This is a genomic window from Coleofasciculus sp. E2-BRE-01 (assembly GCF_040221695.1).
In the GTDB taxonomy this organism is placed as follows: domain Bacteria; phylum Cyanobacteriota; class Cyanobacteriia; order Cyanobacteriales; family Coleofasciculaceae; genus Coleofasciculus.
In genome coordinates this window covers 28843-41187 of sequence record NZ_JAVKEA010000069.1, presented here as the reverse complement: position 1 = coordinate 41187, position 12345 = coordinate 28843, and the positions used below count along the sequence as shown (strand labels likewise).

12 protein-coding genes and 1 pseudogene are annotated in these 12345 nt (G+C 46.1%); 8 read left to right on the top strand and 5 right to left on the bottom strand.

Translation table 11 applies throughout. From position 1 onward, the window contains the following. Nucleotides 1-14 precede the first annotated feature (14 nt). Nucleotides 15-632 carry a type I-C CRISPR-associated protein Cas5c gene (gene cas5c, locus RIG66_RS08775; protein WP_446377144.1) on the bottom strand — a complete coding sequence of 206 codons (618 nt, stop codon included), beginning with the start codon at nt 630-632 and terminating at the stop codon, nt 15-17. 125 nt (nt 633-757) lie between these two features. On the opposite strand from cas5c, the gene RIG66_RS08770 reads away from it, so the two are divergent. Together RIG66_RS08770 and RIG66_RS08765 are read left to right on the top strand one after the other, a co-directional pair. Further along, entirely contained in the window at nt 758-2869 is a 2112-nt protein-coding gene (locus RIG66_RS08770; RefSeq protein ID WP_446377142.1) for a CRISPR-associated endonuclease Cas3'', read from the top strand. Nucleotides 2870-2872: 3 nt separating this feature from the next. Further along, entirely contained in the window at nt 2873-3184 is a 312-nt protein-coding gene (locus RIG66_RS08765; RefSeq protein ID WP_446377140.1) for a hypothetical protein, read from the top strand. 394 nt (nt 3185-3578) lie between these two features. On the opposite strand, the gene hrcA is transcribed toward RIG66_RS08765, so the two are convergent. After that, nucleotides 3579-4667, bottom strand: a complete 1089-nt coding sequence (gene hrcA / locus RIG66_RS08760; protein ID WP_446377138.1) for a heat-inducible transcriptional repressor HrcA — start codon at nt 4665-4667, stop codon at nt 3579-3581. Nucleotides 4668-4892: 225 nt separating this feature from the next. Continuing rightward, nucleotides 4893-5252: a rhodanese-like domain-containing protein gene (locus RIG66_RS08755; RefSeq protein ID WP_446377136.1), complete on the bottom strand. Its 360-nt coding sequence runs from the start codon at nt 5250-5252 to the stop codon at nt 4893-4895. 316 nt (nt 5253-5568) lie between these two features. Between RIG66_RS08755 and RIG66_RS08750 the strand changes: the two genes are divergently transcribed. Together RIG66_RS08750 and RIG66_RS08745 are read left to right on the top strand one after the other, a co-directional pair. Beyond that, entirely contained in the window at nt 5569-7308 is a 1740-nt protein-coding gene (locus RIG66_RS08750; RefSeq protein ID WP_446377134.1) for a DUF3352 domain-containing protein, read from the top strand. 225 nt (nt 7309-7533) lie between these two features. Next, nucleotides 7534-8211 (top strand): phosphoribosylanthranilate isomerase, encoded by a 678-nt coding sequence (locus RIG66_RS08745; RefSeq protein ID WP_446377132.1) that lies wholly within the window; start codon nt 7534-7536, stop codon nt 8209-8211. 170 nt (nt 8212-8381) lie between these two features. Here the strand turns inward: RIG66_RS08745 and RIG66_RS08740 are convergent, their stop codons facing one another. Beyond that, entirely contained in the window at nt 8382-8912 is a 531-nt protein-coding gene (locus RIG66_RS08740; protein WP_446377130.1) for a hypothetical protein, read from the bottom strand. Nucleotides 8913-8965: 53 nt separating this feature from the next. Beyond that, nucleotides 8966-9070, bottom strand: a pseudogene (locus tag RIG66_RS08735) (IS607 family transposase); the annotation flags it as partial. 369 nt (nt 9071-9439) lie between these two features. Here RIG66_RS08735 and RIG66_RS08730 point away from each other — a divergent pair. The 4 genes from RIG66_RS08730 to RIG66_RS08715 all read left to right on the top strand — a co-directional run bounded on the left by RIG66_RS08730 (nt 9440) and on the right by RIG66_RS08715 (nt 12135). Continuing rightward, complete coding sequence (locus RIG66_RS08730; protein ID WP_446377128.1) at nt 9440-10216, top strand: hypothetical protein; 777 nt, start codon at nt 9440-9442, stop codon at nt 10214-10216. 170 nt (nt 10217-10386) lie between these two features. Beyond that, on the top strand, nt 10387-10893 hold the full coding sequence (locus RIG66_RS08725) for an alpha/beta fold hydrolase (RefSeq protein ID WP_446377126.1): 507 nt from the start codon (nt 10387-10389) through the stop codon (nt 10891-10893). 72 nt (nt 10894-10965) lie between these two features. Next, on the top strand, nt 10966-11181 hold the full coding sequence (locus RIG66_RS08720) for an alpha/beta fold hydrolase (RefSeq protein ID WP_446377124.1): 216 nt from the start codon (nt 10966-10968) through the stop codon (nt 11179-11181). After that, nucleotides 11182-12135, top strand: a complete 954-nt coding sequence (locus RIG66_RS08715) for a hypothetical protein (RefSeq protein WP_446377122.1) — start codon at nt 11182-11184, stop codon at nt 12133-12135. Nucleotides 12136-12345 lie beyond the last annotated feature (210 nt).

Here is a 12345-nt window from a genome sequence, read left to right as displayed (position 1 = left end):
AGTCGCCAGATTCATCAACCTACCCGACAATCCATCACACCCTTTTGAATCGAGGCGCGAAAAAATATCGGTTTTGCTCCTTCTGATGTAAACTCAATATGATGCAGCATTAATCCTAAATCGGTAGTTAAATCAATGGGCTGTTCATTATCCGTTGGCTGACTAAAATACGCCACGAATTCTCGACAGCCTAAATAGGGTTGCTGAAAACATTGCCCCTTGGCTAATCGGCGTTTAAATATTTCCAGATATTTAGTTAAGGGATCAGTTGCATGAGACTGACGCTGCATCTGAATCGTGACAAAATAGGCGACATCGTTTAAAATTAGGGCATGTCGCTGGGTGCGATCGCGCTCAATTTCTAGGATTCCTCCAGTTTTGGCAGTACGATAAGATTGGCGCGATTTTAGGCTATTCCGTAGAATCGAAGCTTTCTGAATGGATTTGAGGAGGCTAATCTGAATCACCTGATACTGAATTTCAGGTTTCCAGAAAATAGACTCGGCGATTCCTTTGGCGGCGGAGGGGGTAATTACATCATAGGTGACTTGTTCAGTTTTAAATTCGGGGCGGGTAAATAAGGCGCGATCACCCCAAATTTTGAAGGTTATTTCGTTGGCTTGGCTACTCATCTCCTGTTCAGTTGAGGATTCGGTATGATTACCTTTATAGCATTTATAAATGAAAACTCCCTCACCCCCAGCCCCTCTCCCACGCCGGGGAGAGGGGAGCAAGAATGAATTAGGAATCCCCTACTATGAATTCAGAATCTCTACAAACTCATTCTATAAATTCTGAACAATCGCCTCAGTCTAACATCCGGATTTCTCGCCCTCCTCGTCAAGATGGAACTGTTCAAACGGTTAAAGAACACCTAGAAGAAACAGGCGCGATCGCAGCTTCTGTTCACCCTCTAGCTGAACTAGCTGGAAAATGGCATGATTTAGGTAAATTTGACCCCGCTTGGCAGCAGTATTTACAAGCTAGTATTGCCGGGAATAAATGTAAATCTCCTGGACATGCTATTCATGGTGCAGCGTTAGCCTGGAAAAAAGGACTTCATGGCGTAGCATTTGCCATTTTAGGACATCATTCTGGATTACATAATCTCGGTGGTGCAGACGGTATCCAGCAGAAGCTGAAAGGTGATCAGCATTGGCAATCTATCCAGGCGATCGCCAAAGATGAATTAGGCGATAATTTCTTTAATTGTCCTTCCCATCATCCAGAACATCCCCTCACCGAAGACTTATTAATTCGGATTATTTTCTCGGCGTTAGTGGATGCAGATCGAGAAAGTGCTGCCCGATTTTTGGGTGACGGGGATACCGTTAAACCTGCAACTATAGACCAATTAATCCTCCAATTTGAAACCCACTATCACCATCTAATAAAAAACGCAGCAGATACCCCTATCAACGCCATCCGCCGAGACATTTATCACCATTGTCAAGCCGCCGCTACGCTGAAACCGGGATTTTTTCGCCTCACCACTCCCACGGGTGGAGGGAAAACCCTAAGTGTCATGGCATTTGCCCTCAATCATGCCCAAAACTACCAGCAAAAACGAATTATTTACTGTCCACCGTTTACCAGTATTATTGAACAAGCCGCCCAAGTTTACCGAGAGAGTTTCTCGGAAAATGCCGTATTAGAACATCATAGCGGTGTGGTATTCGATACCCATACTGACGAATTACACCGTTACCAATTCGCCGCCCAAGGTTGGGATTATCCGGTTATTGTATCCACAACCGTTCAACTGTTTGAAAGTCTCTTTAGTCGCCGCCCCAGCCAATGCCGGAAAGTGCATCGCATCACCAATAGTGTGATTATTTTAGATGAAGTTCAGGCATTACCAACAAACTACCTCAATCCAATCATGTCCATGTTACGGGGATTGGTAGACAAGTGGAACTGTTCTGTGGTATTCTGTTCAGCAACTCAACCTTGGTATGGGATTCTCGATCTGCCAGAAATTCGTGATATTGTACCGTTAAATCAGCGTCAAAACCACGCCAAAACACTCCAGCGAGTCGAGTATCACTATCAGCCACAAACCTGGGATTGGCATGATTTACTCCAGGATATCCGCCAACGTTCCCTGCAGAATGCCCTTATCGTTGTTAGTGCTAAAATAGATGCCCATCAGGGATTTGAGGTATTATCGGAACTGGGAAATACCTTTCACCTGAGTACGAATATGTACGCCGCCCACCGTCGCCGGGTACTTAAGCAAGTGCGCGATCGCTTGAACCAAGATTTGCCTGTTTATCTAATCAGCACCCAGTTAATCGAAGCCGGAGTAGATATAGACTTCGCGGCTGGGTATCGTGCGATCGCGGGATTAGATTCCATCATTCAAACCGCAGGACGAGTCAACCGGAATCATAAATCACACGACGCTAAATGTACCATATTTGAACTCAAAAATCAAGGGTTTCCGCAGCAAGACAGGGACAAAATTCAAATCACCCGCAATTTACTCAAAGCGGGTCAATCTTTACACGATGAAGCCAGTTGTCAAGACTATTTCAAAAGCTTTTTAGCCAATCCTGCGGTTAACTTAGATCAGCAGGATATCCAAAAGCGAAGAGAGGGTTTTATGTTCAAAGATACCGATACTCACTTCCAAATGATTGAGAATAATAACGTTAATGTGATTATCCCCCAAGAAGACACCGCAAAACAACTGATTGAATTAGCGCAAAAGCAACAGAGATTGAGTCAAAAACAATGGCGATTCCTGCTGCACTATGGCGTCGGCGTCACTCCCAAGCTAGCCGATGCTTACTCTCAAGAAATATTCCCCAGCTTACGAGTTTGGATCGGCGACTATAATCCTAATTTTGGTATTGTTACCGAATAGGCGATGATGGTGGAGAAGGGCGGGTTTTGTCGAAAGGTTATTGGTTTATCGGTTAATTTTGTCACATTACCCGCCCCTACATTGGATTTATTATGCCGATATCAGATTTCTAGATTAACCTTAAACTCGACAATACAACCTAGCCGATTGTTAGGCGCGATCGCACCCCAAATCGGTCGGGATAAATTGGGGATTGAGGTGAACGGTTGGAGAAGGGCGGGTTTTGTTGAAAGGTTATTGGTTTCTGGGTTAATTTTATCCCTAAACCCGCCCCTACATTGGATTTATTGTGCCAATATCAGATTTATAGATTAAGCTTAAACTGGACAATACAACCCAGCCGATTGTTAGGCGCGATCGCATCCCAAATCGGTCGGGATAAATTGGGGATTGAGGTGAACGGTTGGAGAAGGGCGGGTTTTGTTGAAAGGTTATTGGTTTATCCATTAATTTTGCCCCTAAATAAAGCCCATACATTAAATCTACCGCCCCGATATAAGACTTCTATATTAACCTCAAACCTGACAATAAAACCAACCTGATTCCCAATCGCGATCGCCTCCCCAAGAGGTAGGGGCGGGTTTAGGGATTAAATGAGTTAACCCGCCTCAAAATAAACAACGAAACCCGCCCTGATCCCAACCTAAATTTGACGAATGACATAAGACGAATGACATAAGACGAATGACGAATGACATAAGACAAATGACTACGCCACCTGACTCAACGCCTCCGTCAGATAATCAGCCGTGGCTTCCACAAGTGCGATCGCGTTTTCATATAGCATCCGAGTTGGACCCAGAATTCCCACACTGCCTACGGGTAGATTATCCTGTTCGTAGGTCGCACTAACTAACGTACAGGTTTGCATCGGTTCCAAAGGGTTCTCTGTGCCAATTCGCACTTTTGCCCGACGCTTAGAATTCAAACTATCAGGAAGTTCAAAGATTAGGGGCCAAAGTTGTTCCTGTTCTTCTTCCAACAGATGCAGCAACATTTGAACTTGTTGCAACTCAGCAAATTCTGGCTGACGCAATAACTCGGCAATCCCCCGAACTAAAATCGGCGTGGCTACTGATGTTTTCATCGGACGAGTTAATTCTGCCAATACCTTCTTCAAGAAATCGGCATACTGGGCAAATTCGCGGTCAAGTTCACTCCAGTCTAAGTTCACCAATTCACCCAGAGAACGTCCCCGAAGCTTACTACTTAAAAAATTAGATAATATCTGTAACTCTTGCTCAACAGCCGCTTCATCCGGTGGATCATCTTCTGATACCGAGGGTAATTCCATGACAATGGATTGGGTTTGATAGGCATCAGTCACCACAATCAACATCACCCGCCCTGGTGCGACAGACACCAATTGCAAATGGCGCAATCGTGTTGTTTGAGTTTGAGGTAAAGTAATCAGGGTAATATACCCACTCAAGGTTGAGAGAATTTGCCCCGCATCCCGTAACAAAGCCTCAAAATTGAAATCGTCTCCCTTCAAATGATCCGATAGTAATGTTTCCGCTTGACGTCCCAACGTATTGGAGGGTTTAATCAGCCGATCCACATAAATCCGATATCCTGAATCCGAGGGAACCCGTCCTGCAGAGGTATGAGGTTGATAGAGTAAGCCAGATTTTTCTAGAACGCTCATACAAGAGCGAATTGTAGCAGGACTAACACTCAGATCATACTCGTGGGCTAAAACTTTGGAACCCACAGGTTCCGCCGTCGCAATGTAATGACGGATAGTTGCCCAGAGAATATGTTGTTGCCGACTATTAAGACTGACGTGTACAGACATTTGAAAAAAAGCCGAACTTAATCAGATTTTCACCAGAATCCTTTAAAATCATGAGGGTTATGGCGAATTTCTGGAGAAATGTCTCTCCTAGATATCCCTAAAGATAGGTTAAATCGCCAACGCCGCTAAACTGACTTTTTAAGTGACAGGCTTTCCTGGTTGGATGAGTATTGATCCAAAGATAACAGAAGAAACTAGGATTCTGTAGCTTGCCATGATCGACTGCTAGTAGCGAGGGATGGTAGGATCGACCGTTGCGGAGTATGCATCAATTCCACCAACGACATTTTTGACATTGGTAAACCCCTGATCGGCTAACCACTGACACATTTGAGCGGAACGAATACCATGGTGACACATCACCAAGGTTTCAGCATCAGCTTCAAAGCGGCTGTGGATTTGGTCGGACCATTGGGCAAATTCGCTCAAGGGGAGAACATCAAACCCCTGAATATGCGCGATCGCGACTTCTTGGGGTTCTCGCACGTCGATAAGCTGAAGTCCTTGTGGTGCTTGGCTGATCCGCTGCGCGAGTTCTTCAACACTGATTTGGGGAATAGATTGATTAAAGGATTGAGCTGACATAACTGATGCAAGGAAAATAATACATACCAGAATACCGATATCCTTAAGATTGGCAAAGGGTGTGGGGTGTGGGGTGTGGGGTGTGGGGTGTGGGGTGTGGGGTGTGGGGTGTGGGGTGTGGGGTGTGGGGAAAATTGGTAAGAAAGGTAAGAAACACAAAAGCGCATAAGAGGAGATAGGGTAAGGAGCGAGCGCAAATGACAAATGACAAATGACAAATGACAAATGACAAATGACAAATGACAAATGACAAATGACAAATGACAAATGACAAATGACAAATGACAAATGACAAATGACAAATGACAAATGACAAATGACAATGAAACTACGCTCGTTTTTTTATGCCTTAGCAGCCAGTGTGGTAATGTTGCTGTTATTGGCTGGCGGTGGCTGGTTTTGGGTTAGCGCCCACAGCCCCCTAACTCTATTGCAGGAACAGGAGGTCAAGACTCCCACGGCGGCGATTTTTGTGCCGAAACAAGCCCCTGCCATGATATCGTTGCTCGTGAATCCAGACCGTTTGGCAGCATTGCGGCAAGTGGTGGTTCCACCCCAGAAGCGACGAGGTGCGATCGCGGAATTTAAGCAACTGGAAAATAGTCTGCTGGCGAATTTAGGACTGGATTATCAACGGGACATTCAACCCTGGATTGATGATGAACTGACCCTGGCGGTAACGTCGTTAGACGTTGACCGGAATCCCGAAAATGCGGCACAACCGGGATATTTACTCGTTTTTACGACCAACGATCCTGAAGCCGCGCAGGAACAGGTTTATTCTCGACTCGCGATTACCGACCCAGCCGATTTAGTCGTTGAATCCTATCAAGGGGTCAACCTAATTTATCAATCCTCGAATCCCCCAGGGAAAAAGGTAGCAAAGGATACAGACTCTCGTCCTATCCCGGATACCTTAACCAGCGCGATTGTGGGTGATCGCTTTGTCCTCTATGCCAATCACCCTAAGGTCTTGCGGAATGCGATTAATACAGTACAAGTGCCTGATTTGAGTTTGGCAGAAAATTTCGATTATCAACAACTGCTGCAAAGTTTGACAGAACCAAGAATTGGATTCAGCGTGGTGAATTTACCCGCCCTAGCCGCTTGGATTTCTAATCAACCGATTCCCAATCGCGAGTCATTTGAGGTGTCCAAAAGCTTGGCGATTACCTTGTCCCTCACTCGTCAGGGGTTGTTAGCACAAACGGCGATTCCTCGGTCAAAATCGAGTCCAGAACCGATTACCCCAGTCCTGTCCCAACCTGTTGATGCTCTCCAGTACGTTCCCGCCCAAAGTGGGTTGGCAATTGCTGGGGTGAATTTAAACCAATTTTGGGAACAACTGTCCACCCGACTGGAAACCGATGAGAGTCTAAGTAGCTTACTTGACCAAGGAATTGCCCAGTTAGAGTCTCGTTGGGGAATTCAATTACCAGAAGAGATTTTCAGTTGGGTGGAAGGGGATTATGCCCTATCCCTGTTTCCTCGACCGGATCAACCGAATCCCGACTGGATTTTTGTGGCGCAAACGGCTAATAATGATCGGGCAATTGACGCGATTGAGCATTTGGATATCGTCGCCAAACAGCAGGGACTCAATGTGGGAGAACTCCCGTTTGGCGATCGCACGACGACGGCGTGGACGAAGTTGGTGACAGCGAAAGCGCTGAAGAATCGCCAAGATGGGTTGTTAAGTCTACAAGCCCAAGTTCGGGGGGTTCACACCACGGTGGGAGACTATGAAGTGTTTGCCACATCCATTGAGGCGATGGACGCGGCGCTGAATGGGGTGAAGGATTCCCTGGTTCAAAACCTAGACTTCCAGAACGCGATCGCGGCTTTACCGACTCGAAATGATGGGTATCTCTATCTAAACTGGTTAGAGAGCCAACCCTTAATTGAGCGTCAGTTTCCCATTTTGCGGGTGGTAGAACTCATTGGTCAACCCTTATTTGACCACCTGCGATCGCTAACCATTACCAGTTATGGTGTGAATCAGGATGTTCAACAAAGCCAGTTATTTTTCCAATGGGTTGATCGTTCCTCTGGCTAAAACGAATTGGTCTCGGAATAGAGTTATCATCAACAAGGTAGGGGCGACCCGCTTAGCCTAATTAACAACACCAGAAATAGGGCGGGTTTACATAAGTTACCAGTTTTTGCTTACATGGTATCGGTAAAACCCGCCCCTACAGACGGTCGGGTCGCCCTCTACTCAATTGGGTCGGTTCGCCTTCTCCTCAAACCTTTATATCAGAACGTTTTTCATAGGAAGTTGATGGAACCAACAATCCGACCCAGAGTTAAAATTTGCTGCATTAGTAGCATGAACGAAGCCAATCTCGCCATTCGTTATGGCGCTGCTGCCATAGGCTTAGTATCCGAGATGCCCAGTGGACCGGGCATGGTGTCTGAAGGCTTGATTGCCCAAGTCACCACTAAAGTCCCTCCGGGTGTCTCTTCATTTCTACTCACCAGTAAATTTGATACCTTAGCAATTGTTGCCCAGCAACGACGCCTAGGCGTTAACACGATTCAGATTTGCGATCGCCTACAGTGGGGAAGCCATGATGATTTACGTCAGGCATTACCTGGAATTGCCATTGTCCAAGCCATTCATGTCACCAGCGAAGCCGCGATCGAGGAAGCGTTAGCCGTTGCCCGTTCTGTTTCCGCCTTGATACTCGATTCGGGGAATCCCCTGTTACCAGAGAAAGAACTGGGCAGAACCGGGCGAGTTCATGATTGGACGATTAGCCGACGTATCCGGGAATTGGTCAACGTGCCTGTTTTCTTAGCGGGTGGACTCACTCCAGAGAATGTCAAGGATGCGATTCAAGCCGTTCAACCCTTTGGCGTGGATGTCTGTAGTGGGGTTCGCACAAATGGCAAATTAGATGAGGGTAAGCTCTCTGAGTTCTTCAATCAAGTGTACAAAAGTTTCAGCACTCAGTAACTGAGGCAAAGGAAACTCTGGAGGTTAAAATGGATTTCACAGTTTGGAGCCATTGCTTTTGCTGCGTACATTTCGGGCTATCCTGAAGGGCAATTTGCTGGAATGGCAAGTGCTGTAATCAGCTATGAAATTTTGCAGAATGACAGGCAATTTATCGGTTGCGTAAGTTTTCATAGCCATTCGTTATTATTGTAAAAATGAATTCCGCCGTGGTAGCTATCAACAGCTTTTACAGCGTCAAACTGAACAGAGACAATATCACCAATAGTGTCGCTATCCGCATCGCAAAAAGGCTTAATAGATGACCAGTCGCAATCATAAAGAGGCTCGTAGACATCCTTGTACATCGGCTCTCCAAGCTTTTGCCATTGGTCATACTGATCAATCTCAAAATCACATTCTGGATCACCATCGGGGGAGGTCGCTTTCACCTCAGCCCAGTAACTTAAATCCCAAACTTTTTCACCATCCTGTTTGTCCCACTGGTCAAAATCAACAAATTCTTTTTCCAGACTAGAGATCTCCATTATCAAGTCTGGGTAACGATTTAAGCAGTCTTTTTTAACCGCTTCCAGTGATTTAGAAAGGCGTTCCCAAAGATTCTCGAGCAAAGGTAATCCTTTTTCCTTCGCTTCATCTTCACTATTGGCAAATAGCCTGTGTCCAATAATAATTGTCGCCATATCTACCCAAACTGGCAATTTACTCCTCTACTATGTGGACATATCTCCCCAACGTCAAGGGATTGGGTAGATTATTTTTGAGATTCTTCGATTGCACTTGAAACACCGTCAATTAGCTTCTTATTCTTGCGACTCCGAGCGCCATAGAGCCGCGCTGAGAAGACTGTTACCAGTTCACAAATCGACCGACATCGCCTCTCAAAATGCATCTCAAAACCTTCTGAAGTCCCTTTTTCTGGTAGTTCAGTCCTTTGTCATTCGTAAGGGTTTGAGGCTTGTCTTTACAGAAATTAACATAGTTCCGTTTATTTCCATCAACCGACTTACAGTTATTTCAGCCTAAAGATAGGGTATTTTTGACCAGGCGTATGTTTATGCTGAAGTGTGATCAACAACAAGAATTCACCGAAAAACTATGCCGAGAGCCTCAGTTGAGTAATACATAAAAAAGATTACTCAAAATATTCACATTTTAGTTTATTTGTCAACCCCTATTACTGGACTGATGTTCTGGCAATTATGCCAACCCTATAAGGAGCAATTTCATGGCAAACGATCGAGATCAACAGAACAACGTCGAAGTTCTTGAACAAGGCAACATCTACTTCTGCTACCGACCAAAAGTCGAAGAACATTCTGTCGAAGGACTTGATGATGTGCAGCGGTTCTACATGGTTCTGAAACCTCACGGAAAGGCATCCTATCGCCTGATTGTAGTCGGACAAAAACAACTACCAGAAGTGAGCCAGCATGGGCAACAAACCTGGGGCTTTGTCGAAAGTGTCAGTAGTGACGCCAAAAAGATTGAGCAGGGTTTAAGAGAAAAGACCTATCAGACAAAAACCCGAGGCAAACGAGAGCAACCTGCTGCCCGTTCCGTTGGCGAAGGGGTCTATGATCTGGTGCTTCACAATGATCACACTCATCTAGTTTATGCCCTGGAACTTCCGGAAGAACAAGGTCAAGCGCAGCAGGAACTACGGATCGAACCGGAAGGAAGTTATATTCTCAATATCAAAAATCCCGATAAACCATCTCCGCAGGGCGCTGGCTTAGGAGAGGAGCAAAAAGTTGACTTCCCGCAACACCTGCAAAAACGGTTTAAAAATCATCGTTTTATTGCCGCCAACCCCCCGCATTTTCTCGACTACAGTGGCGCAGAAATGGTGTTAATTTCAGCCGCCGCCGATGTTTCTAAAGAACTTGGTATCGAACTCGATCCACAATCAGAAACCGAAAGTACGGCTGAAATCCTGAATGACCTGCGGATGCGTAAGTCACGCCATCCCATTGAACCACTTTTAACGGGAGAATGGCGTTAATTAGAGGCGTCAAATCCTTACCGTTCCCTGTTACACCGTGTTCCCTTGTCCTCCAACCCTTACATAAACGTAGCTTGCTTCTCGATAAAAGCGAGTATGACAAATGACAAATGACAAATGACAAATGACGATGCCCGCCGTTAAATTTAATTTTGCCCACCTACTTAATAATGAGTTTATCTGAAGAAAAACTGCAACGTCAGTACACAATGGTTGATGGTTTGTCCATACACGATCGCAGATCCACAGAGGCGCTACCCGAAGACGCTCCCATCATGATCCTGATCCATGGACTGGTGGTTTCCAGTCGCTATATGATGCCCACGGCTGAGTTACTCGCACCCGTTGCTCATGTTTACGCACCCGACTTACCTGGTTACGGTGAAAGTGATAAGCCAGACTATATGCTGGAGTTGCCTGAATTAGCCGATATCTTATGTAAATGGATGGATGCCGTAGGAATCGAGCGAGCGACAATGTTGGGGAATTCCTTCGGCTGCCAAATTATCGTAGAGTTTGCCATCCGTCACCCTAATCGCATCGAACGAGCCGTGTTGCAGGGACCGACAATGAATCGGCACGCCCGCACATTCGGGCAACAGTTGTGGCAATTGATTCTAGACTCACGCTATGAAGATTCCTCCCAAGCACCGATTCAAGCTTATGATTACTGGTAAGCTGGTTTACTGCGCTCTATCTGTACTGTCCAGATTGCCCTAGCCGATCGCATCGAGGCAAAGCTTCCCGACATGCAAGTCCCCACCTTGGTTGTGCGCGGTGGAAAAGACCCGCTGGTGCCACCGTATTGGGCAGAGGAAGTCGTGGAACTATTGCCCCAAGCTCAATTAGCCGTGATTCCTGGGGGCGGACATACTCTGAATTACAGCGCTCCTCTAGAATTGAGCCGTGTAACAAAAGCGTTCCTAGAGGCAACAAAATCGCAGATGGTGACACAGGAGATCTAAGTGAAAATACCCTTTGACAATCGCATGTTGACGAGTCAGGGGATGAGCTATTTTCGCGTCAAGCGCTTGCGCCTAGGTAAAACTTACGAACGCTTCTTGGAGAATTCGTTACCCAGAGGCGGGACAATCTTTCTCGTCGAATGCCAACGTACCTTCCCCACCACTCAGGTTAGCGATCGCCATATTTTCCAGTTTGGCGCACCATCCGGTGCAACAGCAGAAGAGTTCCTCCACGGTGGCGAACGAGTTGCCCAGTTTCTGGAGAAATACCAGTCACCCCTCCGACAATGGGACCCACCCACCCCAGATCGCGATCGCCCGGAGGCGGAGTGGGGCTTTGAGCCAAGCCTACGTGAGGATGTAGAGCGTTTTGCCCGTCAGCGAGGGTATCGGGTGCGGCGGATCACGTTTGAGCAACCGGAGGATATGAGTCCCTTTGTGGCTGAGTTTTATCGGTGGTGGTACAAGCAGCGTCAGATTGTTTCCAATCGGTTATTAGTTGAATCATTTATCCTGCAAGAACCGTTTTGGACTTTGCGAACGGGTTCAGTCCCGTTTTGGATGAAGTTTAATACAGAAGTGTCTTTCAATTGGCTAAACCAATATTTAGACAGTACAGACGCTTATGATGAGATCTACATGATGCTTTTTTCTCATGGAACAGATTCCATCGGTTTGTCTTCAATTGAGGATTGGCGTACTGTTCTCAACCGCGCCCGTTTGCGGGGTGAGTTTGTTGGCGTAGATGAGGACAAATATCCCAGAGATTTTGCCACGTTTATGCACTACTATACCGATTTACAGAAGACGATTCGGGTGCGTTACCCACTCCCTGAACCCCTAGCCCTAGAGAAACTGGATCAATTTATTAACGAAAGGGGTGATAGTTTTCCAGTGCATTGGAGTGATGATGTGTTAGGCGATGTTCAGGAAGGAGAGGAAAACGCCGTTTGATATTCTCCGTTCGTTCGTCGTTTGTAGTAAGGGCTTTAGCCTTGATAAACAACTCGGGGACATCTTCAAGCAGCACTTCAAACTTAAGTTTTTAGTGCATAAGTACTATAATTAGGCTAAAATTGTATTCCGTAGTGGTTTGAGCGCTCACCCTCCTACAAAAAATGAGTCTGCCTCTCGATAGGGTACTGCTTGGATGTTCGCATAAGT